The sequence below is a fragment of the Methylobacterium sp. A54F genome (genome assembly GCF_053346035.1).
In genome coordinates this window covers 289,409-314,762 of the sequence record NZ_JBKFBF010000005.1, presented here as the reverse complement: position 1 = coordinate 314,762, position 25,354 = coordinate 289,409, and the positions used below count along the sequence as shown (strand labels likewise).

General features: G+C 73.7%; 23 protein-coding genes. 12 read left to right on the top strand and 11 right to left on the bottom strand.

Features of this window, described 5'->3' with window-relative positions; all coding sequences use genetic code 11:
* Nucleotide 1: 1 nt before the first annotated feature.
* On the bottom strand, nt 2–688 hold the full coding sequence (locus tag ACLBXP_RS11115) for a Crp/Fnr family transcriptional regulator (RefSeq protein ID WP_447667709.1): 687 nt from the start codon (nt 686–688) through the stop codon (nt 2–4).
* 289 nt (nt 689–977) lie between these two features.
* Between ACLBXP_RS11115 and ACLBXP_RS11110 the strand changes: the two genes are divergently transcribed.
* The 3 genes from ACLBXP_RS11110 (at nt 978) to ACLBXP_RS11100 (ending at nt 5,217) form a co-directional block, all read left to right on the top strand.
* The gene (locus ACLBXP_RS11110; protein ID WP_447667708.1) at nt 978–1,859 is read left to right on the top strand and encodes a UDP-3-O-acyl-N-acetylglucosamine deacetylase; all 882 of its coding nucleotides are present in this window, start codon (nt 978–980) and stop codon (nt 1,857–1,859) included.
* Between the two features lie 392 nt (nt 1,860–2,251).
* On the top strand, nt 2,252–4,120 hold the full coding sequence (locus tag ACLBXP_RS11105) for an ABC-F family ATP-binding cassette domain-containing protein (RefSeq protein WP_447667707.1): 1,869 nt from the start codon (nt 2,252–2,254) through the stop codon (nt 4,118–4,120).
* A 71-nt stretch (nt 4,121–4,191) separates the two neighbouring features.
* Complete coding sequence (locus ACLBXP_RS11100; protein ID WP_447667706.1) at nt 4,192–5,217, top strand: alpha/beta fold hydrolase; 1,026 nt, start codon at nt 4,192–4,194, stop codon at nt 5,215–5,217.
* A 16-nt stretch (nt 5,218–5,233) separates the two neighbouring features.
* On the opposite strand, the gene ACLBXP_RS11095 is transcribed toward ACLBXP_RS11100, so the two are convergent.
* Nucleotides 5,234–6,349, bottom strand: a complete 1,116-nt coding sequence (locus ACLBXP_RS11095) for a hypothetical protein (RefSeq protein WP_447667705.1) — start codon at nt 6,347–6,349, stop codon at nt 5,234–5,236.
* Between the two features lie 76 nt (nt 6,350–6,425).
* Between ACLBXP_RS11095 and ACLBXP_RS11090 the strand changes: the two genes are divergently transcribed.
* The 4 genes from ACLBXP_RS11090 to ACLBXP_RS11075 are packed head-to-tail and all read left to right on the top strand — an operon-like array spanning nt 6,426 to nt 10,544.
* Entirely contained in the window at nt 6,426–6,860 is a 435-nt protein-coding gene (locus ACLBXP_RS11090) for a GlcG/HbpS family heme-binding protein (protein ID WP_447667704.1), read from the top strand.
* A gap of 34 nt (nt 6,861–6,894) precedes the next feature.
* Complete coding sequence (locus tag ACLBXP_RS11085; protein ID WP_447667703.1) at nt 6,895–8,484, top strand: peptide ABC transporter substrate-binding protein; 1,590 nt, start codon at nt 6,895–6,897, stop codon at nt 8,482–8,484.
* A 49-nt stretch (nt 8,485–8,533) separates the two neighbouring features.
* On the top strand, nt 8,534–9,460 hold the full coding sequence (locus tag ACLBXP_RS11080; RefSeq protein ID WP_447667702.1) for an ABC transporter permease: 927 nt from the start codon (nt 8,534–8,536) through the stop codon (nt 9,458–9,460).
* Nucleotides 9,461–9,470: 10 nt separating this feature from the next.
* Nucleotides 9,471–10,544 carry an ABC transporter permease gene (locus tag ACLBXP_RS11075; RefSeq protein WP_447667701.1) on the top strand — a complete coding sequence of 358 codons (1,074 nt, stop codon included), beginning with the start codon at nt 9,471–9,473 and terminating at the stop codon, nt 10,542–10,544.
* A gap of 30 nt (nt 10,545–10,574) precedes the next feature.
* Here ACLBXP_RS11075 and ACLBXP_RS11070 read toward each other — a convergent pair whose 3' ends face one another.
* Entirely contained in the window at nt 10,575–10,838 is a 264-nt protein-coding gene (locus ACLBXP_RS11070) for a hypothetical protein (RefSeq protein WP_447667700.1), read from the bottom strand.
* A 128-nt stretch (nt 10,839–10,966) separates the two neighbouring features.
* On the opposite strand from ACLBXP_RS11070, the gene ACLBXP_RS11065 reads away from it, so the two are divergent.
* Entirely contained in the window at nt 10,967–12,448 is a 1,482-nt protein-coding gene (locus ACLBXP_RS11065; protein WP_447667699.1) for an MFS transporter, read from the top strand.
* A 27-nt stretch (nt 12,449–12,475) separates the two neighbouring features.
* Here the strand turns inward: ACLBXP_RS11065 and ACLBXP_RS11060 are convergent, their stop codons facing one another.
* The 4 genes from ACLBXP_RS11060 to otsB all read right to left on the bottom strand — a co-directional run bounded on the left by ACLBXP_RS11060 (nt 12,476) and on the right by otsB (nt 14,986).
* Entirely contained in the window at nt 12,476–12,862 is a 387-nt protein-coding gene (locus ACLBXP_RS11060; RefSeq protein ID WP_447667698.1) for a type II toxin-antitoxin system VapC family toxin, read from the bottom strand.
* Nucleotides 12,859–13,101 carry a type II toxin-antitoxin system Phd/YefM family antitoxin gene (locus tag ACLBXP_RS11055; RefSeq protein WP_447667697.1) on the bottom strand — a complete coding sequence of 81 codons (243 nt, stop codon included), beginning with the start codon at nt 13,099–13,101 and terminating at the stop codon, nt 12,859–12,861. Before ACLBXP_RS11055 ends, ACLBXP_RS11060 begins: the two co-directional genes overlap by 4 nt.
* Before the next feature lie 76 nt (nt 13,102–13,177).
* The gene (locus ACLBXP_RS11050) at nt 13,178–14,176 is read right to left on the bottom strand and encodes a glucokinase (RefSeq protein ID WP_447667696.1); all 999 of its coding nucleotides are present in this window, start codon (nt 14,174–14,176) and stop codon (nt 13,178–13,180) included.
* Nucleotides 14,177–14,230: 54 nt separating this feature from the next.
* The gene (gene otsB, locus ACLBXP_RS11045; RefSeq protein ID WP_447667695.1) at nt 14,231–14,986 is read right to left on the bottom strand and encodes a trehalose-phosphatase; all 756 of its coding nucleotides are present in this window, start codon (nt 14,984–14,986) and stop codon (nt 14,231–14,233) included.
* 141 nt (nt 14,987–15,127) lie between these two features.
* Between otsB and ACLBXP_RS11040 the strand changes: the two genes are divergently transcribed.
* Both ACLBXP_RS11040 and ACLBXP_RS11035 read left to right on the top strand, forming a co-directional pair.
* Entirely contained in the window at nt 15,128–15,622 is a 495-nt protein-coding gene (locus ACLBXP_RS11040) for a DUF427 domain-containing protein (RefSeq protein ID WP_447667694.1), read from the top strand.
* A 71-nt stretch (nt 15,623–15,693) separates the two neighbouring features.
* On the top strand, nt 15,694–16,917 hold the full coding sequence (locus ACLBXP_RS11035; protein WP_447667693.1) for a serine hydrolase domain-containing protein: 1,224 nt from the start codon (nt 15,694–15,696) through the stop codon (nt 16,915–16,917).
* Nucleotides 16,918–16,949: 32 nt separating this feature from the next.
* On the opposite strand, the gene ACLBXP_RS11030 is transcribed toward ACLBXP_RS11035, so the two are convergent.
* Both ACLBXP_RS11030 and ACLBXP_RS11025 read right to left on the bottom strand, forming a co-directional pair.
* Nucleotides 16,950–17,168, bottom strand: coding sequence for a DUF6894 family protein (locus ACLBXP_RS11030; RefSeq protein WP_447667692.1), 219 nt, complete (start codon nt 17,166–17,168; stop codon nt 16,950–16,952).
* Nucleotides 17,169–17,396: 228 nt separating this feature from the next.
* Nucleotides 17,397–18,056 (bottom strand): DUF2147 domain-containing protein, encoded by a 660-nt coding sequence (locus tag ACLBXP_RS11025; RefSeq protein WP_447667691.1) that lies wholly within the window; start codon nt 18,054–18,056, stop codon nt 17,397–17,399.
* Nucleotides 18,057–18,217: 161 nt separating this feature from the next.
* Here ACLBXP_RS11025 and ACLBXP_RS11020 point away from each other — a divergent pair, with 161 nt between their 5' ends.
* Nucleotides 18,218–19,138, top strand: a complete 921-nt coding sequence (locus ACLBXP_RS11020) for a bestrophin family protein (protein ID WP_447667690.1) — start codon at nt 18,218–18,220, stop codon at nt 19,136–19,138.
* A gap of 18 nt (nt 19,139–19,156) precedes the next feature.
* On the opposite strand, the gene ACLBXP_RS11015 is transcribed toward ACLBXP_RS11020, so the two are convergent.
* Together ACLBXP_RS11015 and ACLBXP_RS11010 are read right to left on the bottom strand one after the other, a co-directional pair.
* Nucleotides 19,157–19,699, bottom strand: a complete 543-nt coding sequence (locus tag ACLBXP_RS11015) for an N-acetyltransferase family protein (protein ID WP_447667689.1) — start codon at nt 19,697–19,699, stop codon at nt 19,157–19,159.
* A 90-nt stretch (nt 19,700–19,789) separates the two neighbouring features.
* Entirely contained in the window at nt 19,790–19,999 is a 210-nt protein-coding gene (locus ACLBXP_RS11010) for a hypothetical protein (RefSeq protein ID WP_447667688.1), read from the bottom strand.
* Nucleotides 20,000–20,294: 295 nt separating this feature from the next.
* On the opposite strand from ACLBXP_RS11010, the gene ACLBXP_RS11005 reads away from it, so the two are divergent.
* Nucleotides 20,295–25,169 (top strand): NAD-glutamate dehydrogenase, encoded by a 4,875-nt coding sequence (locus ACLBXP_RS11005; protein ID WP_447667687.1) that lies wholly within the window; start codon nt 20,295–20,297, stop codon nt 25,167–25,169.
* Nucleotides 25,170–25,354: the final 185 nt, after the last annotated feature.

Below are 25,354 nucleotides of genomic sequence, written 5' to 3'. Positions count from 1 at the left end.
CTCAGGAATCCTCGCGCAGGGCCTCGGCGACGCGGGCCTCGAGAAGGTCGGGCCGGCGCAGCACCAGGGCGCCGCGGGTGCGGTCCACGAGGCCCTCGTTGGCCATCACGGTGAACTCGCGGGTCACCTGCTCGCGGCGGCAGCCGATGCGGGCGGCCAGCACGTGGTGGTAGGGCGGAGGCGTCACCACGCGTTCGTCGCCGCCGCCGGCGCGCGGCACCGAGAGGCGCAGCAGCTCCGCGTAGAGGCGGTGGCGCAGGTCGAGGAGGGCGTGCTCCATCAGGCGGGTGTTCAACTCGCGCACCCGCTTCGTCAGCAGCCGGAACAGCCGATCGGCGATGGGCTCGGAGGCGAACACGATCTGCCGGAACACGGGGGCCGGCACCACGCAGACCTCGCCGCGGGTGAGTGCCGTGACGTTCGCCGAGCGGCCGATGCCGTCGAGCGCCGCGAGCTCGCCGAAGAAGGCGCCTCCGCGCATCTCGCCGAGGATCACCTCCTTGCCGGATTGCGAGCGGTTGAGGATGCGCACCTCGCCGGAGGCCAGGAAGTAGACGTCGGTCGAGACGTCGTCGTAATCGACCAGAACCTCGTTCTCGTCGAAGCGACGCCAGTGGCAGCGGGTCTCGAAGGGCGCGAGATCGATGCCCGGCTCCTTGAAGAACGGTATGCCCGCCAGCCGAGCCATGCCCCAGAACCTCCGCGATCCCCTGCGCGCCCGTCCCCGCCGGCCGGGCGCCGTGGACCCGTTGGCCCGATGGTCAAGCCTCCCGGGATCGTGACGGGCGGACCCGCACCGGTCAAGTCGAGGGCGGGGGTCGAGCCCGCAACGGGCGTGGATGACGCGCGCCCGCGCGAAAGCGTGACTTTGCCGGCTCGGAGCCATCGGCTAGAGCGCTCTGCGCCGCAAGGATCGCCGGGATCGGCTCCGGAAGACCGCGCGGCCCGGCGCGGCGGGAGATGTCCGAGAGCGCCCGATGTCCCCTGCCCTCCCCGCGCCGCGCGCCCAGGCGACCCTGGCGGGGTCCTTCGCCCTGACGGGCACAGGCCTGCATACCGGCCGCCGCGCCGAGGCCGTCGTCGGGCCGGCGCGGCCCGGGACCGGCATCGTCTTCCGTCGCACGCTGCCCGGAGGCGCATCCGTCGAGGTTCCGGCCCACTGGTTCCTGCGGGTCCCCCGTCCCCTGTGCACGGCCCTGCAGGGGCGGGACGGGACGCTGGTGCGCACCGTCGAGCACCTCCTCGCGGCGCTGAGTGCGCTGCGCATCGACAATGCGCGGGTCGATCTCGACGCGGAGGAGTTGCCCATCCTCGATGGCAGCGCGACGCCGTGGTGCGTCGGCATCCGCGGCGCGGGGCGGACCGAGCAGGCGGAGCCGGTGCGGACCATCCGGGTGCTGCGGCCGGTCGAGGTTTGCGACGGCGAGCGCCGCCTGCGCATCGAGCCCGCCGCGGCCCTCCACCTCACCGGCGAGCTCAGCTTGTCGCATTTCGGCCCGATGCGCTGGTCCGGCGCGGTGACGCCCGAGAGCTTCGAGCGGGAGCTCGCGCCCTCGCGCAGCTTCGGCCGGCTCAAGTGGGCCCTGCCCGCCAAGCTCTACGCCCTCGTCACCCGCGAGCCCTTCCTGCGCGGCGCGAACCTGCGCTCCACCGCCACGATCGTCGGCGGCCGGGTGATCGGCGGCATGCGCCTGCCCGAGGAGCCCGTGCGCCACCGCATGCTCGACCTCGTCGGGGACCTCGCGCTCGCCGGCCACCCCGTAGCCGGCCGCATCACCGCCGCCCATACCGGGCACGAGCTGAATCACGCGCTGGTGGCCGCCCTGATGCGGGACACCGCGGCCTGGGAGCTGATCTGAGATCGTCTCCGCCTGGCTCGGGGCGCGGACAGGATCAACCAGGCCCGCGCGGCCTTCGAGGAGGCGGTCCGCCATCTCGAAGGAATCCGCGCGGCGGCTGTTTGAGGGATCACCCCTCGATGCGGCGCACGAGCCAGCGCTCGACCGCCGCGAGAAGGCGCATGCGGCGCGACAGGATCAGCCTGTGGATCACGAGCATCATCCGGATCACTCCCGGGCATCCCGCAGGATGCCCGATGGAACGCCCCCCGGCGGGATCACGGCTCCTCACGGATCCGTGATCGTATCCCGTTATGGCCCGGCCCGCGCCGCGGCCACAAGCCCGCACGTTGCGCAAATTGCGCGCAGTCGCCGCTTGCCATCGGGGCGTGACCGACCCCAGAAGGCCCGCCATGCTCACCGTGCAAGACCTCAGCTACCGCATCGGCGACCGCCAGATCCTCGACGGCGCGAGCTTCTCGATCCCCGACCGGGCCCGCGTCGGGCTCGTGGGCCGCAACGGGGCCGGCAAGACCACCCTGTTCCGGGCGATCCTGGGCGAACTGCCCGTCGACGCGAAGTCGGTCTCCCTGCCGCGGGGCATGCGCATCGGCGGCGTGGCGCAGGAGGCGCCGGCCGGCCCCGAGACGCTGCACGCCGTCGTGCTGGCCGCCGACACCGAGCGCGCCCGCCTGATGGCCGAAGCCGAGACCGCCGACGGGATCCGGCGGGCCGAGATCGAGACCCGCCTCGTGGATATCGGCGCGCACGCCGCGCCCGCCCGCGCCGCCGCGATCCTGCACGGGCTCGGCTTCGACGCGGCGGCGCAAGCGCGTCCCTGCGCGGATTTCTCGGGCGGGTGGCGGATGCGCGTGGCGCTCGCGGCGGTGCTGTTCTCCGAGCCCGACCTGCTCCTCCTCGACGAGCCCACCAACTACCTCGACATCGAGGGCACCCTCTGGCTCTACGACTACCTGGAGCGCTATCCCCGCACCGCGATCATCATCAGCCACGACCGCGACCTCCTCGACACCTCCGTCGACCACATCCTCCACCTCGACCGGGGCAAGCTGACGATCTACCGGGGCGGCTACACCAGCTTCGCCCGCCAGCTCTCCGAGAAGCGGGTGCTCCAGGCCAAAGCCAAGGCCAAGCAGGACGCGGAGCGCGCCCACCTGCAGAGCTTCATCGACCGCTTCAAGGCCAAGGCCACCAAGGCCCGGCAGGCGCAGTCGCGCATGAAGCGCCTCGCCAAGATGGAGCCGATCGCCGCCCTCCTTGAGGACGACGTGCCGGTGATCCACCTGCCGAGCCCGGAGCGGCCGCTCTCGCCGCCGATCGTCGCGATGGAGCGGGTCCAGGCCGGCTACGGCGAGCGCATTGTGCTCACGGGGCTGAACCTGAGCCTCGCCCCCGACGACCGGGTGGCGCTGCTCGGCGCCAACGGCAACGGCAAGTCGACCTTCTGCAAGCTGATCGGCGGGCGGCTCGCCCCGCTCGCGGGCGAATTGCGGCGCTCCTCCAAGATGGAGGTCGCCTACTTCGCCCAGCACCAGCTCGACGAGCTGCGGCCGGGCGAGAGCGCCTATGCGCACGTGCGCACTCTGATGCCGGAGGTGCCGGAGGCCCGCGCCCGGGCCGCCACCGCCCGCCTCGGCTTCCCGGCCTCGAAATCCGACACGCCGGTCTCGCAGCTCTCCGGTGGGGAGAAGGCCCGCCTGCTGATGGGGCTCGCGGCGTTCCGGGGCCCGCACCTCCTCATCCTCGACGAGCCGACGAACCACCTCGACATCGAGAGCCGCCAGGCCCTCGTCGAGGCCATCAACGACTACGAGGGCGCGGTGATCCTCGTCAGCCACGACCGCTTCCTGGTGGAGGCCTGCGCCGACCGGCTCTGGCTCGTCACGGACGGCACCGTGCGGACCTTCGACGGCGACATGGACGATTACCGCCGCCTCGTGCTCGCCGGCCCCGAACGCGCGGACGACCGGGGGCAGGAGGGCACCGGCGGCTCGAAGGCGGTGGAGCGCCGCTCCGCCGTCGAGCGCCGCGCGGCGCTGGCGCCGCTCCGCAAGCGCCTCGAGGCCGTCGAGGCCCGCATGGCCAAGCTCACCGCGGCGATCGCCCGGATCGACGCGGCGCTCGCCGACGGCACCGCCTTCCAGGAGAACGCCGCGAAGGCCGGCGAGATCGCCCGGATGCGCGCGGAGGCGGCCGGTGCGCTGGCCGCGGCCGAGGAGGAGTGGCTGGAGGTCAGCGGGACGATCGAGGGCGCCGGATAGGGCCCGCGGCCCCGGGGCAACGCTCGGCCCAGCTCCACGTTGTCGCCCACACGCCCGAACGAGACGCGACGATGGCTCCGAGACCGCCCCGCAGACCCCACGGCATCGCCCCCACGCTCGCCGCCCGCGCCGCGAAGGGGCTCGGCCTCGCCGCGCTCGGGGGAGCGGGGGCCTGGGTCGCCTACAGCCGGCTCGGCATCGATCACCGGATGCCCCTCCCCCCGGCCTTGCCGGGGCGCCACGAATGCCTGTCCTCGCCCGTCGGGGGCCTCGCCTTCTACGGGTCGGACGAGGCCGAGGGCGTGCCGCTCCTCCTGATCCACTCGATCAACGCGGCCGCCAACGCCTACGAGGTGCGTCCGCTCTACCAGCACTACCGCGGGCGGCGCCCGGTCTACGCCCTCGACCTGCCGGGCTTCGGCTTCTCGGAGCGGAGCCGCCGCCGCTACACCCCGCGCACCATGGTGGACGCGATCCACGCGGTCGCGGGGGAGATCCGGCGGCGCCACGGCGGCGCGCGGGTCGATGCCCTCGCCCTGTCGCTCTCGGCCGAGTACCTAGCCCGCGCCGCGCTGGAGCGGGCCCAGGACTACCGCAGCCTCGCGCTGATCAGTCCTACGGGGCTCGATGCCCGCCTGTCCGGCCGCGGTCCGAGCGACGGCCACCGGGGGCGCGACCTCACCCGCGCCCTCCTCGACGCGCCGCCCTGGGGCCGGGCCCTGTTCGACGCCCTCGTGAGCCGGCCGAGCATGCGCTTCTTTCTGGAGAAGACCTGGGGCTCGGACCGGATCGACGAGGGCCTGCTGGCCTACGACTACGCCTCGGCCCACCAGCCGGGCGCCGAGCACGCGCCCTACTGCTTCATCGCCGGCCACCTCTTCCCCACCGACGCGACGCGCCTCTACGAGGCGCTGTGGCTGCCGGTGCTGGTGCTCCACGGGCAGCGCGGCGACTTCGTGGACTACCGCGACGCGCCCCGCTTCGCGGCGCGGCCGAACTGGCGCATCAAGAGCCTGCCGACCGGCGCCTTCCCGCACTTCGAGCGCCGCGAGGACGTGGCGCGGCGCTACGACGCCTTCGTGGACGGGCTCGCCTGAGGCGGATCCGGCCGGCTCAGCTCACCCGCCAGCCGTAGCCCACGAGGCCCGCGAGCCGCTTGGTGGCGGCCTCCGCGAGGTCGGCCGGCACCCGCTGCCACGCCGGCAGGCTGTGGAAGCGGAAGTGACCCATGGTCTCGCGCATCAGCGCCGCGATCACGGCCTCGGTCTCCGCGTCGAGGCTCCGCCCGGCGAGCTCGTTCGGCGCGCGCTCCGGCGCCTCGCCCACCACCGCGTCCCAGGAGGCGCCCCACATCGCCCGCGCGAAGCGGTCGTGAGAGGCCGCGAGGCGCTCGCCCATCCGCGCCCGGATCTCGGGCGCGTCGCCTCTGAACGATTCGGGGTCGAGCCCCCGTCCCCAGGCCGCGTCGTCGAGGACGTGGCCGATCCGGCGCGGGTGCCCGGCGACCTGCCGGTGGACCCGCTGCAGGCGCAGGCGACGAGAGGCCTCCACGGCGATGGGGCCGGGGCTGCGGTTGGTGCGGTACTCGGCCTGCCCGGCGATCAGTCCACCGAGCCGGTCGGCGAGGCCGAGGTCGCGCACGATCCGCCCCAGCAGCGGCTCGGCCGAGCGCCGGTCGCGCAAGGGGATGACCGTCACCCGCCCCTCCGCGGCAGCCCGCCACGGGGCAATCAGGGCACCGTAGTCGAACCGGCCCGAGCGCCATTGCGCCTGTCCGTAGGCCCGGAACGTCCGCGTCTCCTGCACGAGCTGCGCCCGGTGGGCGTAGGCCGAGTTCAGCTGCTCGAAGGCGGGCTTCACCACCATCGCGACCTCGAGGGCGAAGCCGTGCCGCCCGAAGGCCTCCGCGAGGGTCGCGGGCACCCGGAAGTGCGGCCGCTGCACGGCGAAGTCCTCGTAGGAGAGGATCACCGTGTCGGCCTGCGTGTTCGCGAGCGCCGCGTCGAGGCGCGCCAGCGCGGCCCGGCGCTCGGACCGGGACCGGCGGCCGTCGAGGGCCTCGCCGAGGGGCTGGTGGTTGACGTCCGCGCCGGGCCCGGAGCCGGTCGGCGCGAGCCGCGGGTAGAGGATGCCGGCCTCGGGCAGGCGGGGCCGCAGGCGCGCCAGCACCTCCTGGAGCGAGGTGGACCCGGTGCGGGGCATTCCGATATGGATGATCGCGCGACGCATCACGAAAAACCTCTGGCGGGCACCGCGGGCTCGGCCCGCGGGGTCCGGCTGGCCCCCTTCCCCTCGAAAGCGCACGATGGCCGACCTGACGCTCGACGCCGCCCGAACCATCGTCACGACCGCCCTGGAGACGGCGCGGGCGCGGGGCCTGAAGCCGCTCGCCGTGGTCGTGTATGACGCCCGCGGGTCTCTGAAATGTGTCCAGGTGGAGGACGGCACGGCGCTCCGCCGCGCCGAGGTCGCCCTCGGCAAGGCCAACGGCGCCCTCGCCCTCGGGCTCGGCTCCCGGGCCATCGCGAAGCGGGCCGAGGAGCAGCCCCACTTCGTCGCGGCGGTCTCCCACCTCGTCGGCCCGGCGGCCCTGGTGCCGGTGCCGGGCGGGGTGCTGATCCGCGACGGCGGGCGGGTGGTCGGCGCGGTGGGGATCTCCGGCGATACCTCCGACAACGACGAGATCTGCGCGGTGGCCGGCATCGAGGCCGCCGGCTTCGCGCCCGACACCGGCGCCTGAGCCGTTGCGCTCGGGCTTAGCGCGCCCGAATTCCTTGCGCCGGCGGGACTGGCTCGCGGGCGGCCTGGCGCTCGTCGTCGCGGGACCCCGGGCGGCGGCCGAGCCCGGCCGCCTCTACCGGCGCGGCAACGACGCCGATCCCGAGACCCTCGATCCGCACAAGACCTCGACGGTGGCCGAGGCGCACATCCTGCGCGACCTCTACGAGGGACTCCTCACCTACGACAACCTCGGCCGCATCATCCCCGGCATGGCCGAGTCCTGGCGCCTCTCGGAGGACCGCCTGACCTACGCGTTCAGCCTGCGGGGGGACGCCCGCTGGTCGAACGGCGACCCGATGCAGGCCGAGGACTTCGCCTACGCGCTCCGGCGCATCATGGCGCCGGAGACGGGCGCGAAGTACGCCGAGGTGCTGTTCCCGATCCGCAACGCGGGGGCCGTGAACCGGGGCGAGACGCCCGCGTCGAGCCTCGGAGTCGCGGCGCCCGATCCCCGCACCGTCGAGATCCGCCTGGAGGCGCCAACCCCCTACTTCCTCGAACTCCTCACCCACCAGACGGCGCTGCCCGTCCACCGCCCCTCGGTCGAGCGCTTCGGCCCTGATTTCACGCGGCCCGGCAACCACGTGAGCAACGGCCCCTACCGCCTCGTCGACGTGGTGCCGAACGACCGCATCACCCTGGAGCGCAACCCCCACTTCCACGCCGCCGGCACGGTGACGATCCCCCGCGTCGCCTTCATCCCGACCCCCGACCTCGCCAGCGCGGTCCGCCGCTACGGGGCCGGCGAGATCGATTCCCTCGCCGACCTGCCGGCGGACCAGATGGCCTTCCTGAGGCGCCGCTTCGGGGAGGAGGTGGTGCTGGGGCCGGCGCTCGGCGTCGAGTACCTCGCCTTCGACCTGCGCAAGCCGCCCTTCGACGACCCGCGCCTGCGCCGGGCCCTCTCCCTCGTCATCGACCGGGAGTTCCTGGCCACGGTGGTGCGGGGCGAGACCATGGCGCCCGCCTACTCGCTCTGCCCGCCGGGCCTCGACAACGCCCTGCCGCCGCCGGAGCTGCCCGGGCGCGAGCGCCTGCCCATCGACAACGAGGCCGAGGCGCTCAGGCTCCTCGCCGAGGCCGGCTACGGACCGGGGGGCAGGACCCTCGCCGTGTCGTACCGGTTCAACAGCACCGACAACAACCGCAGCACGGCGCTCGCCATCGCCGAGATGTGGCGCCCCCTCGGGGTGCACACCCGCTTCGTCTACACGGATGCCAAGACCCACTTCGCGTACCTGCGCGACGGCGGTCCCTTCGACGTCGCCCGCATGTCCTGGATCGCCGACTACTCGGACCCCCAGAACTTCCTGTTCCTGCTCTCCACCGGCAACGACGGCCTCAATGCCGGCCGCTACAGCAACCCGGCCTTCGACGCGGTGATGCGCGAGGCCGCGGAGACGCGCGACCTCGCGGCCCGGGCCGCCCTGCTGCACCGGGCGGAGGCGATCCTGCTCGACGAGGTGCCGGTGATCCCCGTGATGCACTACCGCTCGAAGGCGCTGATCGCGCCGCGCCTCCACGGCTACCACGCCAACCTGCGCAACGCGGCGCCCACCCGCTTCCTGAGCCTCGACCGGTGAGCGATAGCCCCCGGTCCGGCCCGTCGCGTCAGAGCCGCGCGGGGGCGCGATGATCGCCCTCGTCCTGCGCCGCCTGCTCTTCCAGGCGCTGCCGACCCTCCTTGCCGTGGTGGCGGTGAGCTTCGTGCTGATGCGGCTCGCCCCCGGCGGCCCGTTCGATCTCGAACGCCCCCTCGCGCCGGCCGCCATGGAGAACCTGCGGCGGGTCTACGGCCTCGACCAGCCGCTCGCGGTGCAGTTCGGCCGCTACCTCGCGGCCCTCGCCCGCGGCGATCTCGGGCCCTCCTTCTCCTACCGCGACCTCACCGTCGCCGACCTCTTCGCCCGCGGCCTGCCGGTCTCGATGACGCTCGGTGCCCTGGCGCTCGCCCTGGCCCTCGGCCTCGGCCTCGCCCTCGGGATCCTCGCCGCCCTGCGCCGCGGCGGGCTCGCCGACCGCCTGGCGGGCCTCGCGGCGGGACTCAGCCTGTCGGTGCCGACCTTCGTGGTGGCGCCCCTTCTGCAAATAGCCTTCGGCCTGTCCCTGCGCTGGCTACCCCTGAGCGGCTGGGAGGACGGGGCGCCGTCCCACCTCGTCCTGCCGGTGGTGACCCTCGCCCTGCCGCAGGTCGGGGCGATCGCCCGCCTAACCCGGACCGCCCTCGGCGAGGCGCTCGCCCAGCCGCACGTGCGCACGCAGGTCGCCATGGGGCTGCCGCCCGCGCGCGTCGTCCGCCACGCCCTGCGGGCGGCCGCGCTGCCCGTCGTCGCGATCCTCGGGCCGCTGGCCGCCGGCCTCCTCACCGGCTCCGTGGTGGTCGAGACCGTGTTCGGCCTGCCCGGGATCGGCCGCTACTTCGTGGAGGGCGCGCTCAACCGCGACTACACGCTGGTGATGGGCACGGTGCTGGTCGTCGCGGTGCTGGTGATCCTGTTCAACCTCGCCGCCGACCTCGCCGCGGCGCTCCTCGACCCGCGCCTGCGGCTCGCCCGATGAGGGCCGGTGCATGAGCACTGTTCTGGCCCGCCTCGCCCGCAATCGCATCGCCTGCCTGGCCCTCGCGCTTCTCGCAGCCGTCGCGCTGGCCTGCCTCGCGGGGCCCCTCGTCACCGGGCACGATCCCGACCGGGCCTACCCGGACCTGCGCCAGCTCGCCCCCGGCCTCGCGGCGGAGCCAGGGCCGGACCGCCTGCGCGCCGCCCTCGACCGCCTCGCCTTCCGGATGCGAACCCGGGTCGCGGAGGTGGAGATCGGGCCGGAGCGCCTGCGCCTCGTCCTCGAGGCCGACCGTCCCATCGAGGCGCGCAGCCTCGCCTACTTGCCCCGCTCCGGCCTCCTCGGCGAGGCCCGCATCGCGGGGCGCTCGGAGGACGGGCACCGCCTCACCGTCGAGGCGCCGGTGCTCCGGCGGCACTTTCTGCTCGGCACCGACCTGCAGGGCCGCGACCTCCTCACGCGCTGCCTCGTGGGGGGGCGCGTCTCCCTGCTGATCGGCTGCGTGGCGACGCTCGCCGCCCTCCTCATCGGCATCCTCTACGGGGCGGTCTCGGGCTGGCGGGGCGGTGCCGTCGATGCGCTGATGATGCGCGGCGTGGACCTGCTCTACGCCCTGCCCTTCGTGTTCTTCGTGATGATGCTGGTGGCTTTCTTCAGCCCGAGCCTCGCGCTGATCCTCGTCGCGGTGGCGGCCACCGAATGGCTCGACATGGCGCGCCTCGTGCGCGGCCAGACCCTGGCCCTGCGCGGCCGGGATTTTGTGCGGGCGGCCGAGGCGCTGGGGCTGCCGGGCCCGGCCATCCTCCGCCGCCACGTGGTGCCCAACATGCTCGGCCCCGTCGCGGTCGCCGCGACGCTGATCGTGCCGCGCGTGATCCTGCTCGAGAGCTTCCTGTCCTTCCTCGGGCTCGGCGTGCAGGAGCCGGAGACGAGCTGGGGCGTGCTGATTGCCGAGGGCGCCCGGGGCATCGAGGCGGCGCCGGGGGCGCTCGCCGCGCCGGCGGCCTTCCTGTGCGGGACCCTCGTCGCCCTCAATCTCCTCGGGGATGCGCTGGCCGACGCCCTCGACGTCCGCTCGCGCTGACCGGAGGTCCTCCGTGCAGCCGTTCGGGGATCAGCGGTCCGCGAGCAGAGCCGGGTAGACGAGGCGCACGCTGCGCCGCGCCTCCGGGATCGGGCGGGCGGCGTCGCGCGCCGGCGGGCCCGCCTCGTCCGGGCCGAGGGCCGCCTGGCTCGGGCGCAGGCGCCAGCGCTCGGCGCCGTCGGGCGCCTGCGGGGGCGCCCGGTCGTGGGTATCGTCGGCCCCCCGGGTCGGGGCGGCGGCGAGGCCCGTCGCGAGGACGAGGGCGAGGGCGGCAACCTGGAATCGTCGTTTCATGAGGGGCGTACCCGCGAGAACGCCCTAGTTCAGCCCGTGGGGCGTGAAGGAGCGCTCTCACCGGACGGCCTCATCGACGGGCCGGCCGATGTTCTGAACAAGTCTCTCGATTCAGGGTGAATCCGCGGATGACGAGCAGAGTAGCGCAGGCACAAGGCAGCGGCGCGGCACCCGAGCGGAGTCCCCCCGGCACCGTCATCGAGACGGACATCTCGGCCCGGCTCGACCGGCTGCCTTTCGGGCGCTTCCACGTCCTCGTCATCGTGGCGCTCGGCATCACCTGGGTGCTGGACGGGCTCGAGGTAACGCTGGCCGGCGCCCTGGTGGGCGCGCTGCGCAAGGCGCCGATGTCGTTCTCCGAGTTCGACGTGGGCCTCGCCGCCTCATCCTACCTCGTCGGCGCCGTCACGGGGGCGCTCGGCTTCGGTTGGCTCACCGACCGAATCGGGCGCAAGAAGCTGTTCTTCATCACGCTGGCCCTCTACCTCGCTGCCACCGCCGCCACCGGGCTCTCCTGGAACATCTGGAGCTTCTGCCTCTTCCGCTTCCTCACCGGGGCGGGCATCGGCGGCGAGTACACGGCGATCAACTCCACCATCCAGGAGCTGATCCCCGCCCATGTCCGCGGCTGGACCGACCTCGTGATCAACGGCTCGTTCTGGATCGGGGCGGCGCTCGGCTCCTTCCTGTCCATCGTCGTCCTGCGGCCCGACGTGATCGACCCGGCCTGGGGCTGGCGCGTCGCCTTCTTCGTGGGCGGCGGCATCGGCCTCGTGATCCTGCTCCTGCGCACCTGGATCCCCGAGAGCCCCCGCTGGCTCGTCACGCACGGCTACGCGGCCGAGGCGGACCGGGTGGTGTCGGGGATCGAGAAGCGCTTCACGGACGCGGGCACGACGCTGCCGCCCGTCGAGGCAGGCAAGCACCTGCGGCTCAAGACCCGCAGCCACACCCCCCTCTCCGAGGTGTTCGGGGCGATGTTCGGGGCGAGCCGCCAGCAGACCGTCGTGGGCCTCGCGCTGATGGTGGCGCAGGCCTTCTTCTACAACGCGCTGTTCTTCACCTACGCCCTGGTGCTGGAGCGCTTCTACGGGGTGCCCGGCGACCATGTCGGCTGGTACCTGCTGCCCTTCGCGCTGGGCTCGTTCCTCGGCCCGCTGGTGCTGGGGCGCCTGTTCGACACCGTGGGCCGGCGCCCGATGATCGCCTTCACCTACGGCATCTCGGCCCTGCTCCTCGCAGGCGCCGGCTACCTGTTCCAGATCGGGGTGTTCGGCGCCGTCGGCCAGACCGTCGTCTGGATGGTGGTGTTCTTCTTCGCCTCGGCCGCGGCCTCCTCCGCCTACCTGACGGTGGCCGAGACCTTCCCGCTGGAGATCCGCGCGCTCGCCATCGCGGCCTTCTACGCGATCGGCACCGGCATCGGAGGGGTCTCGGGCCCGCTCTTGTTCGGGACCCTCGTCGAGACGGGCTCGCGCGACAACGTGCTCATCGGCTACCTGATCGGCGCCGCCCTGATGGGCATCGCGGCCGTGGTCGGCGGCATCTGGGGCACGGCCGCCGAGGGCAAGTCGCTGGAAAGCGTCTCGAAGCCGCTCGCGGCGGCCTGAGGAAGGCCCGTCCGAGCCGTCGGGGCGCTACGAAGCCCTGGCGGTTCCCGGATAGGCTGCGACCGCCGCGTCGGCGGTCCGAAGGGTCAGCCCTTCACAGAGCGCCTGGGCGACGAGGATCCGGTCGAAGGGGTCCCTGTGAATGGCGGGCAGCCGCAGCACGGCAGCCGCGTGCTGCCCGGAAATGACCAACTCCTCGTAGCCATTCGCCAACAGGGCCGCGCGCAGAACCAGCGGGTCGACTTGAAAGTCCTCGCGTCCGAGGCCGCTCTTGATGGCGACCTCCCACAGGCTCGCAGCGCTGAAGACGAGGTCGTTGGCAGGATCATCGAGGAGCGCAAGTGCCCCCGGGGACAGGCGGTGCGGCTCGGCGGCGGCCCACAGCAGCAGGTGGGTGTCGAGGAGCAGCCTCATCCGCCGTCGAACAAGCGCTCGATCCCGGCCCCGCCCATCCGGTCGAAATCCTCCGGGACCGTGAACCGGCCCGCGAGGAAGCCGACGCGCCGGGGGCGCTCCGTCGTGGCCGCCTCGACGGGCGTGACCCGGACCAGCGGACGCCCGTCCCGGGTGATCACGAAGGGCTGGCCGCCCGCCGCGCGCTCTACGAGGCCGGGCAGGTCAGCGCCGGCTTCCTCGAGTGTGACGTGGTCCATGGCGCCCTCCGCGCCGGCGCAGGCGGCCGACCCCGCCCCGACTGTGTCCCGAAACCGGATAGGCCGCAACGCCGCCTCACCCCCGCCGCCAGATCTGCCCGTGGTACACGAAGGCGGTGCCCTCGCTCGCCAGCGCCGCGAGTCCGGTGAGCGCCGGGTCGTGGACGGTGATGACGCTCGTGGGGATCTCGCGCATCATCGCCGCGAAGGGCGCCTTGCGCTCGAAGGCCGTGCGGAACCCGCCCTCCCGCAGCACGTCAACGATGCGGGGCGCGATGCCGCCGCCGATGTAGACGCCCCCGGTGGCCAGGAAGGTCAGGGCGAGGTCGCCGCAGGCGCGGCCGAGGAGGCGCGCGAACAGGGCGAGGGCCTCGGCCGCGTGCGGGTCGCTCGCCGAGAGGCCGGCCTCCGTGATGGCGGCCGGGTCGATCCGGTCGGCTGCCGCGCCGGTGCGCACCTGCCGGACCGCGGCGTGCAGCCGGCTGAGCCCGGGCCCGGAGAGCAGCGCCTCCACGGTGACCCGGCCTTCCACGCGCTCGACCGCGTGCCAGACCGCCTCCTCGTCGGCGTCGCAGGGGCCGAACTCGGTGTGGCCCGCCTCCGTGGAGACGATGGCGAGGCGGTCCGCGTAGGGCACGAGCGCCGCCGCGCCGAAGCCGGTGCCGGGCCCGAGCACCAGGCGGGCGCCGGCGGCCTCCCGCCTCAGCGGCCCGATCGGGGTGAGGTCGTCCGGCGCGATGCCGGCGGCGCCCGCCGCCACGGGCACGTAGTCGTTGACGACCACCGAGCTCACGAGGTCGAAATCGGCGCCGAGGCGGGCCCCGGCGATCACCCAGTGGGCGTTGGTGAGCTGCACCTCCGGCCCGTCGACCCGCCCCGCGATGGCGAGGATCGCCGAGCGCGGCGCCGGGCCGCCGCCCTTGGCGAGCGACGCCCGGATCGCGCTCGACGGGTCCGGATGGCCGGCCGTGGGCTCGTGCGAGAGCACGCGAGGCTTGGCGCCCTTCGCCTCCACCAGGGCGAAGCGGGCGTTGGTGCCGCCGATGTCGCCGACGAGGACCGGGAACTCGAACATGGCTTCCCCCTTCAGGCTTCGCGGCCGGCGCCGGGCCGGCGGATGGCGCGGCGCTCAGGCCGCCGGCAGCGCCGCGGGATCGATCGGCGCGCCGTCGGCCCAGGCGCGGAGCAAGGCCCGGACCGCCGCAGGATCGGCCAGCCGGTGCCGCGCGACGGTCTCGCCGGGGCCGATACGGACGCTGAGGCCCCCATCCTCGTTGACGGACGCGAAGGCGATCTCGTCCGTTCGATCGTCGCCGAGGAAGAGCGCGCGCCGGCCCGCGTAAGGCGGCTGCTCCGCGAAGGCCCGGATGGCGTGGGCCTTTGTGGCGTCGGCCGGCACGATCTCGCCGACCGCCTTGCCGAGCTGCAGCCGGTAGCCGCCTGCGAGCTCTGCCGCCACAGCCTTCACGGCGGCCTCGGCCCGCTCGGCGTCGGCGGGGCTGGCGAGGCGCCAATGCACCGCGACCGAGGCGCCCTTGTCCTCAATCAGCACCGCGTCGAGCTCCGCCGCGGCCGCCTCGAGCCGCGGCACCCGCGCCCGCAGCTCCGGGTGGTCCTCCGCCCGTCCCCCCGAGACGACCCCCCCGGTGCGGCGCTCGACCCCGTGCAGGCCCGCCACGTCGAGGCGCAGCGGGTCCAGGAAGGCGTCGATCACGCCGACCGGCCGGCCGGTGACGACTGCGAGCGCGCCACCGAGGCGGGCGCGCAGGCGGTCCAGGGTCTCCACCAACCCGGGCTCGACCCGGACCGCGTCCGGCCGGGGCGCGATCTCCACCAGGGTGCCGTCGAAGTCGAGGAAGAGGGCGTAGTCGCTCTGGCCTGTCACGCGGGGCTCCGGGCTCGGGGATCGCGAGTCCTGCGCTAGCACGGCGGGCCGCAGGGGAAAATCGCCGCAGCGCGCCGCCGCGCCGCCGCCGCACGCTATCTGGGCATGGGTCGCCGAATCGACGTGGAGCCGGAGCCCGCCATGCATCCCGAACCCCTGCCGATCCGGCCCGGCGAGGAGAGCGTGTGGGACTATCCGCGCCCGCCGCGCCTGGAGCCGGTGCCCGCGCGCCTGCGTGTGATCCTCGGCGGCGTGACGATCGCCGACACGGGCGGCGGCTACCGGGTGCTGGAGACGAGCCACCCGCCGACCTACTACCTGCCGCCCGCCGACATCGCGCCCGGGGTGCTCGGGCCACCGCGCCGCGCCGGCATCTGCGAGTGGAAGGGCCGGGCCGTGTTGCTCGACGTAGCGGCGGGTGGGCGCAGCGCCCCCGGCGGCGCCTGGTCCTACCCGGACCCGACCCCCGGCTTCCGGCCGATCGCCGGGTTCGTCGCCTTCTACGCCGGGCCCATGGAGGCCTGCCTCGTCGGCGAGGCCCGGGCCGAGCCGCAGCCCGGCGGCTTCTACGGAGGCTGGATCACGCCGGGCATCGTTGGGCCCTTCAAGGGCGGTCCCGGCACCCTGGGCTGGTGAGGCGCCGGGTTGGCGCGGTCCCCGCCCGGCGCTATCGCTGGCCGGAGGACGCGCCACCGTGGGAGCCGCCGATGCAGGGCATGGTCGATGTCGAGCCGGGAGCGGTGGGGCTCGATTCCGCGCGGCTCGACCGGATCGACGGCTGGATGCGCGGGCACGTCGCGGCGGACCGCCTCGCCGGGCTCTCGGTGACGGTGGCGCGGCGCGGCCGCGTCGCCTGGCACGCCGCCCACGGCCGCGCGGACCTCGCCCGGGGCACGCCGTTCACGAGCGACACCATCACGCGCATCTACTCGATGACGAAGCCCCTCACCTCCGTGGCGGTGATGATGCTCTACGAGGAGGGCCGCTTCCAGCTCGACGATCCCGTGGCGCGCTTCCTGCCGGAATTCTCCGCGATGCGGGTGGCGACCGGCGGCAACCGGGCCCGGATCGAGACCGAGCCGGCGCAGCGCCCCATCACGATCCGCGATCTCCTCACCCACACGGCCGGTCTCACCTACGGCTTCATGCAGGCGACGCTGGTGGACGACCTCTACCGCCGGGAGGGCATCGACTTCCACCGGCGCGACGCCGGCCTCGGGGAGGTGGTGGGCCGCCTCGCCGCCCTGCCGCTCCTCGCCCAGCCGGGCACGCAGTGGAACTACAGCGTCGCGACCGACGTCCTCGGCCATCTCGTGGCGGTGCTCTCCGGGATGGCGTTCGCGGACTTCCTGCGGACGCGGGTCATCGCGCCCCTCGGGATGGTGGACACGGACTTCTCCGTGTCGGCGGAGAAGCTGCCCCGGCTCGCGGCGGCCTACACCTACGATGCGGAGCGGCGGCTCACCCTCTACGACGATTCGGTCGATACGCCCTACGCGGCGCCGCCCGCCATCGCCTCGGGCGGGGGCGGCCTCGTCTCGACGGCGGCGGATTACGTCCGGTTCTGCCGGTTCCTCCTGAGCGGCGGCATCCTCGACGGCACCCGGCTCCTCGGCCGCAAGACCGTGGCCTACATGCTCTCGAATCACTTGCCGGGGGACCTCGCCGCGATGGGCACGCCACGCTTCGCCGAGACCTCCTACGCGGGCATCGGCTTCGGGCTCGGCTTCTCGGTGATGCTCGACCCGGCCCGGGCCCAGATCCTCGGCAGCCCCGGCGAGGCCGCCTGGGGGGGCATCGCCAGCACCGCCTTCTGGATCGACCCCGCCGAGGACCTCGCCGTGGTGCTGCTGACCCAGCTCGTCCCCTCCTCGGCCCTGCCGCTTCGGCGGGACCTGCGGGTGCTGACCTACGCGGCGCTGACGGATTGAGGAGAGCCGGCCCGCCGCGGGCGGGCGCGGCTTCAGGAGATCCGGATGTGGCGCCAGATGATGTTGCGGTCGTCGCGGATCCGGAGCGTCCAGCCCGCCTCGACGTCGGTGAGCCGGCCCGCGAGCTGGCGCCCCCGGATGCTCTCCTGGACGAGCCGGATCACGATGGGCACCGTCGGGACCATGACGCCCTCCTCGTCGCGGAGCGTCTCGCTTCCTTTCACGAGATCGAAGAAGAAGCGGATCGCCATGGCATGCCCTGCTAGTTGGGCAAAAGGTATGGGCCGCCTTCCGAGGCCACAATTTCTACAATAGGCGTAGTTCTGCAACTGGCAGTTGATAATTCTTGCCCTCGTCTGTTCCTGCCCTCAGCTTGACGGGGCGGAGGGCCGCAACGAAGAAGGGCCGGCTCGCGGGGAGCCGGCCCTTCTTGGTTAGTTGGGAAGGCCCGCGGCGGGCCTCGTTTTACGCAGGCCGGGTCACTCGGCCGCGGGCGCGCCGGCCTTGGGGGCGGCGGGCTTCGGCGCCGCCGGCTTCGGCGGGACGGCGGCGCTGCCGGTGGTGCCCGGATGGGGCGCCGCGGCGGCCTTCACCCATTCGGCGTCCGCGCGGGGGCCGGTCGGGCTGTTCGTCGGGCCGGTGAGCTGGCCCGGCACGGTGTCGGACACCTGCTTCCAGGTCTGCGAGCCGCAGAACACCGCGAGCATGCAGCCGCGCACGGTCAGCTCGCCCGCATCCTCCGTCCAGAGCGTGACGTCGTAGGACTTGCCGTCGTCCGCGTTGTAGATCTTGCCTTCGAAGCGCCCGTCCGCGTTGGGCTTCAGGCCCAGGATGACCTGGTGGCCGAGGGAGGGCCGGGCCTGCTTCTTCGGGTCCGGGTTCTTGAAGTCGACGCGGGGCTGGCCCTTGTCGTTGAGCGGGACCTTGAGCCAGACCACGAAGCCGCAGACGTTCTTGTCCTGCGGCCCGCACTTCTCCACGCGGATGCGCGCGCGGCCGTCCTCGGTCAGCCAAGTGCCGCTCGGGTCGGCAGGCGCCGCCGCCTGGGCGATGCCGCCGAGGGCCGCGAGGGCGATGAGCGGCGCGGCCAGCGGAGCCGCCAAGCGTCCGGCAACGGCGCCGATCAGTCGGAACGTCATACGAAGAGCCTCCATGCGCTGTCCGCGCTTTCAGGCTCCGCCATCGTCTGCGAAGGTGACAGGATCATGGCCGTCCTCGCGGCTGCGGGGACGCGGCCCGACCTTTCGGGGGCGGCGCGTGCCTGCCGCCCTCCTCCGAATCGCTGATCCCACCCCTTCGCATGGTCGTCCGTCCCCGCCCCGGGCTTCTCGCCATCCTGTTTACCCTGCGCGGGTCGATCCTGCCGCGCGTGGCGCCCCGCGTCGCCGGCATCGCGGCCTTCGCGTGCGCCGTCGTGGCCGTGGAGCGGCACTGGCCGGAGCCCTTCCCGCAATCGGCCGGCATCGGCCCCTTCACGCTGATCGGCCTGGCGCTGTCGATCTTCCTGAGCTTCCGCAACGGGGCCTGCTACGACCGCTGGTGGGAGGCCCGGAAGGCCTGGGGGCAGCTCATCGTCGCGGCGCGGGGGCTCGCCCGGCTGATACCGGTCCTGATGCCCGAGCCGCATCAGGCGGAGCAGCGCGCCCGCTGCCTGCGCCGGGTCGCCGGCTTCGCGCACGGGCTGCATGCGCGCCTGCGCGGCGGCGAGGAGGCTGCGTCCGCGGCACCCTGGCTCCCGCCCGCGGAGGCCGGGGACCTCGCCGGCAGGCCGAGCCCCACCGATGCGGTCCTGTCCGGCCTGACCGCCGACCTCGCGGCGGCGATGCGGGCCGGCGCCTTCGGCGAGGTCGCCTTCGCGACGCTGGAGCGCAAGGTCTCGGAGCTGTCCGCCATCCAGGCGGCCTGCGAGCGCATCCAGTCGACGCCGCTCCCCTTCGCCTACACCCTGCTCCTCTACCGGACGGCCTGGCTCTACTGCCTGCTGCTGCCGTTCGGCCTCGCCGCTCCCCTGGGCTGGGCGAGCCCGATCGCGGCGGCCCTCGTCGCCTACACCTTCTTCGGGCTCGACGCCCTCGGGGACGAGCTGGAGGAGCCCTTCGGCCTCGATGCCAACGACTTGCCCCTCGACGCCCTGCGCCGCGCCGTCGACCGCATCGTGCTCGACGCCCTCGGCGAGCCCCTGCCCGACCCGGAGCCGGTGGACGGCTTCGTGCTGCACTGAGTCTTCGGATCCGGCCCGTCAGGCCCGGGTCGGGGGCGCCGCCGTTCCGGGCCCGAGGGCGCGCTGCATCAGGATCGTGCCGAGCCAGTGCCCGTGCTTGTGCCCGACGCCGGCCAGCGTCCCGACATGCGTGAAGCCCAGGCCGGCGTGGAGCGCGACCGAGCCCGCCGAATCGGCCTGCGTGATCACCGCCACCATCTGCCGGAAACCGGCCGCCTCGCAGGCCGAGACGAGGCCGGCGAGGAGGAGCCGCCCGACCCTCCGGCCCCGCGCGGGCGCATCGACGTAGATCGAATCCTCGACGGTGGACGCATAGGCCGCCCGCGCGCGGTAGGGGCCCGCATAGGCATAGCCGAGGACGGCGCCCCCGGCCTCGGCGACGAGGTAGGGGTAGCCCCCGGCCGCGAGGGCCGCGCGGCGGCGGCCCATCTCGGCGCCGTCAGGCGCCGCGAACTCGAACGAGGCGGTGCTGCCGGTGACCGCCTCGGCGTAGATCCGGGTGATCGCGGGCAGGTCGGCGTCCAGGGCGGGGCGAAGGACGGGGCGCAGGATGGGCGTCATGGGCGCCGGTCTCGCACCGCGGGCCCGAAAAGCGAAGGGGCCGGCGCATGGCACCGGCCCCTCGGGACGTTCTGGCGTGATGCCGGCGCCTTACTCGGCGGCGGTCATCTCGGCGGTGAAGTGGCCGCACCAGTCGGAGTTGGCGACCACGGGCCACAGGCCCTTCGACTCCGGCGCCGGCTGGCTGACCGGCGGGTTGAAGCGGCACAGGCCCTCGTCGCTCGAGGACTGGCCGCCGTTGAGCTTGTGGTCGTCGAAGAAGCGGCAGCTCTCGCAGGCGGCGTTGGTGCTGGTGGCCATGGTGTCTCTCCGGTTCGTGTTCGGGTGGGGCGGGCCGTCTCGGTCGCCGCCCGGCGCAGTTCTTAATTAGAACAGCTCCAATGAGGGGTCAAGCCTTCCTTAGAAGCACTCCAAGGAAACGCGCCGCGGCGCCCCCGGATCCCGACCCGGCCCGCGAAGACGCCGGACCGTCAAAGCCCTGTCATCCGGCCGCGTTTGAAGGCGGTGGCGGGTGGTTGCCCGCCCGCGAGGGTTGCCCGGGCGGGCAAAGCGGCGCGACCTGTGAGCGGCCGGGCGGTGATTCGGGAGAGCCACGATGACGGTTGACGCGGCGGCGGTGCTCAGCTCCGCCCACGAGACGGCCTCGCGCACGGGACTCATTGAGGCGGCGGCCGCCATCCTCGACGCGGAGGCGGGGCCCGGCGGCTTCGTGCGCGACCTGTTCGGCCGCGTCGCGCCCGAGGATCTCGCCGCCTACGCGCCCGAGGCGCTGGCCGGCCTCGCCCGCGCCGCTCGCGGGCACCTCGCCGCGCCCCGGTCCCCCGGCACGGAGGCGGCCCTGAGGCTCACCGACCTGAGCCTGGAGCGCGAGGGCCGCGCGCGCGACCTGACGATCCTGGAGGTCGTCAACGACAACCGCCCCTTCCTGCTCGACTCGACCCTCGCGGAGCTGGCGGCCCAGGGGCTGACGCCCCTCCTCGTCGCCCACCCGATCCTCGGGGTGGAGCGCGACGGCAGCGGCGCGCTGTCCCGTGTCGTCGGCGAGACCACCGCGGAGGCGCACGGCTCGTGGGCCCGCGAGAGCCTAATTCACCTCCACCTCGACCGGATCGATGATGCGGCCGCGCGGGCGCGCCTCGCCGAAGGACTCGCCCGGGTCTACGCCGACGTGACGGTGGCGACCGACGACCACGACGCCATGCTGGGGCAGCTCGACGCCCTGATCGAGGCCTACCGCGCCCCGGCGCCGGCATCGGGGCCCCTGCCGGCCGACGAGGCCCACGAGGCCCTGGCCTTCCTCGAATGGCTGCGCGACGGCCACTTCACGCCCCTCGGCATGCGCGCCCACGGGCTCGACGGGCGCCACCACCCCGTGGTCGGCGAGGCGGCGCTCGGGCTCCTGCGCGACCCGAGCGTGGAGGTGCTGCGCCTCGGCCGCAGCTTCGTGGACATGACGCCCGAGATCGTCGCCTTCCTGGAGGGCCCGCAGGCGCTGATCGTCACCAAAGCGAGCGCCCGCTCCCGCGTGCACCGGCCGACGCACCTCGACTACGTGCAGGTCAAGCTGTTCGGGCCGGACGGCGCGCTGTCCGGCGAGATGCGGATCGTCGGCCTGTTCGCGGCCACCGCCTATTCGAGCCCGGCCGGCGCCGTGCCCTACCTGCGCGGCAAGGTCGCCGCGGTGGTGGCGCGCGCCGGCCTCGACCCGACGAGCCACGCCGGCCGCACGCTCCTCGACGTACTGGAGACCTACCCGCGCGACGACCTCTTTCAGATCGACGTCGACCGCCTGCACCGCTTCGCGCTGGCGATCATGAACCTCGCCGACCGGCCGCGGGTGCGGGTGCTCGCGCGGCCGGACCGCTTCGGCCGCTTCGTCTCGCTCCTCGTCTACGTGCCGAAGGACCGCTACGACTCGGTGGTGCGGGCCCGCATCGGCGCCCACCTCGCCGCGGAGCACGGCGGGCGCGTCTCGGCGGTCTACCCGGCCTTTCCCGAGGGGCCGCTCGCCCGCACCCACTTCATCATCGGGCTCTCGGAGAAGAGCACCCGCGAGCGCGACCCCGCCCAGCTGGAGGCGGGCGTCGCCCGCATCGTCCAAACCTGGGGCGATGCGCTGCGCGAGGCCCTGGCCGAGCGGCTGCCGGGCCCCGCGGCCCGCGCCCTCGCCGCCCGCTACGCCGAGGCCTTCTCGGTGAGCTACCGCGAGGCGTTCGAGCCCGCCGTGGCGGCCGGGGACGTCGCCATCCTGGAACGACTCGGCGCGGCGACGCCCCGGGCGGTCGATCTCGTCCGGCGCGACACCGACCCGGACAGCCAAGTGCGCCTCAAGGTGTTCTCCCGCGGGACCGCCCTGCCCCTCTCGGAGCGGGTGCCGGCGCTGGAGAACCTCGGCTTCCGGGTCATCAACGAGCGCACCTATCGGGTGCAGCCCGGTGCGGCCCCGGAGCCCGCGGCGGCGAGCGTCTGGCTGCACGACATGCTGCTCGAGCGCGCGAACGGCACGGCGATCGACCTCGCCCGGGCCGAGAAGCCCCTGGAGGCGGCCCTCCTGGCGATCGGCGAGGGCCTCGCCGAGTCCGACGGCTACAACCGCCTCGTCCTGGAGGCAGGCCTCGACTGGCGCGACGCCGCCCTGCTGCGGGCCCTCGGCCGCTACCTGCGCCAGCTGCGCATCCGCTACGGCCAGGACTACCTCGCCGCGACGCTGAGCCGCCACGGGGCCCTCGCCGCCCGCATCGTCGCGCTGTTCCGCGCCCGCTTCGACCCGGCGGCGGAGGGCGACCGCGAGGCCGCGCAGGCGGCGATCCGGGCCGAGATCGAGGCGGCGCTCGCCGGCGTCACCAGCCTCGACGAGGACCGCATCCTGCGCCGCTTCGTCAACCTCGTGGAGGCGGCGATCCGCACGAACTTCTTCCAGCGTGAGCCGGGGGCGGACGGGGCCGCGCGCCCGCGCGAGACCATCGCCTTCAAGTTCGCCTGCGCGAAGGTGGCGAACATGCCGCTGCCGCGACCCTTCTTCGAGATCTTCGTCTACAGCCCCCGCGTCGAGGGCGTGCACCTGCGCTACGGCTACGTCGCTCGCGGCGGCCTGCGCTGGTCCGACCGGCCGGAGGACTTCCGCACGGAGATCCTGGGCCTCGTGAAGGCCCAGCAGGTCAAGAACGCGGTGATCGTGCCCGTGGGCGCCAAGGGCGGCTTCTTCCCCAAGCGCCTGCCCCCGGCCTCGGACCGGCAGGCCTGGCTCACCGAGGGCACCGAGAGCTACCGGCTGTTCATCCGCACCCTGTTGGAGCTCACCGACAACATCGTCGGCGACGCCATCGAGCCGCCGGCCGACACGGTGCGGCACGATCCGGACGACGCTTACCTGGTGGTCGCCGCCGACAAGGGCACCGCCACCTTCTCGGACATCGCCAACGCCCTCTCCCTGGAGCGCGGCCACTGGCTCGGCGACGCCTTCGCGTCGGGCGGCAGCCAGGGCTACGACCACAAGGGCATGGGCATCACGGCCCGCGGCGCCTGGGAGGCCGTGAAGCGCCACTTCCGCGAGATCGACGTCGATGTGCAGGCCGATCCGGTCACGGTGGCGGGCGTCGGCGACATGTCGGGGGACGTGTTCGGCAACGGCATGCTCCTGTCGGAGAGCCTCAGGCTCGTGGCCGCCTTCGACCACCGCGACATCTTCCTCGACCCCGATCCCGACCCGGCCGCGAGCTTCGCCGAGCGCCGGCGCCTGTTCGACCTCGGCCGTTCCTCCTGGGCGGATTACGACCGGTCCCTGATCGCGCCGGGGGGCGGCGTGTTCTCCCGCAGCCTGAAGACGGTCCCGCTCTCCCCGGAGGTGCGGGCGGCGCTCGGCTTCGAGCGCGCCGAGGCCACACCGGCCGAGCTGATGCAGGCGATCCTCAGGGCGCCGGTCGACCTGCTCTGGTTCGGCGGCATCGGCACCTACGTGCGCGCCGGAACGGAGACCGACGAGGAGGCAGGCGACCGCGCCAACGACGCGGTCCGCATCACCGGCGCGGAGCTGCGCGCGAAGGTCGTCGGCGAGGGCGCCAATCTCGGCCTGACGCAGGCCGGGCGCATCGAGGCGGCCCGTGCCGGGGTCCGTCTCAACACCGACGCCATCGACAACTCGGCCGGCGTCAACACCTCCGACGTCGAGGTGAACATCAAGATCGCCCTGATGGCGCCGGAGCGTGACGGCCGCCTCGACGGGCCCGCCCGCAACGACCTCCTCGTCGCGATGACGGACGAGGTCGCGGGGCTGGTGCTGCGCAACAACCAGCTGCAGACGCTGGCGCTGTCGCTTGCCGAGCGCCGCGGGCCCGCCGAGGGCGGCTTCGCGCTCCGCGCCATGCAGGCGCTCGAGGCGGAAGGCCGCCTCGACCGGGCGGTGGAATTCCTGCCGGACGACGCGACGCTCACCGAGCGCCTGCGTCGCGGCGAGACCCTCACCCGGCCCGAATACGCCGTGCTGCTGGCCTACGCCAAGCTCGCGCTCCACGACGCGCTGCTGGCGAGCTCGGTGCCGGGCGACCCGTACTTCGACCGCGAGCTGCAACGCTACTTCCCGCGTGCTCTGAAGGAGCGGTTTCCCGACGCCGTGAAGGGGCACCGGCTGCGCCGTGAGATCATCGCGACGGCGCTCGCCAACATCATCGTCAACCGCGGCGGCCCCGCCCTGGTCACCCGGCTCACCGACGAGACGGGGGCGGATGCCGCCACCATCGCCAAGGCCTACGCGGTGACGCGCGACAGCTTCGGCCTGATGGAGCTCAACCTCGCCATCGACGGCCTCGACGGGCGCATCCCCGGACAGGACCAGCTCGGCCTCTACGCGGAGGTTCAGGACCTCCTCGGCAACCGCATCGTCTGGTTCATCCGCAACCTCGACCTCGCCGGCGGGATCAGTCCGGTGGTCGCCCGCTATCGCGAGGGCATCACCGCGGTGGAGGCCGCGCTGCCCCGGATCCTCGCGCCGGAGCCCGCCGCGGAGATCGAGGCTCGCCGCGCGGATCTCGCCGGGCGCGGCATGGCGGAGGCGCCGGCCCGGCGCCTGGCCTCCCTCAAGGCCCTGGTCTCCGCCCCCGACATCGTGCGCGTCGCCGAGACCGACGGGCACTCGGTGCCGGAGATCGCCGCGACCCACTTCGCCCTGGAGCACCTGTTCCGCCTGGACGACCTGATCGCCGCCGCCCGCGGTGCGCCGGTCGCCGACACCTTCGACGCGGTGGCCCTGGAGCGGGCGGTCTCCGCCATCTCGGCGGCCCATCGCGGGCTCACCGCCGAGGTGGTGGGCGATTTCGGGGCCGGGCCGGAGGCGGTCGAGCGTTGGAGCGCCGCACGGGGTGCCGCCTTCACGCGCATCCGCGGCGCCGTGGAGGCGATCGCGGGCGCCGGGCTCACCGTCTCGAAGGCGGTGGTCGCCGCGAGCCTCCTGTCGGACCTCGCCCGGCGGGGCTGAGGTGCGAGGACGCGGCACGGGCCGGAAGTAATCAACGCAAAAGAGAGTTCGGACACTGTATGCTCAACCGAAGATGGCATTTTGAGAGCAGATAGCGAGCAAATATCCGAGCCCGCTCCGCGCTCTGTTTACCTTGATGCAAGTCGTGCGCGTTAGGGTGGAGGGATAGACCCAGGATCTGCTGT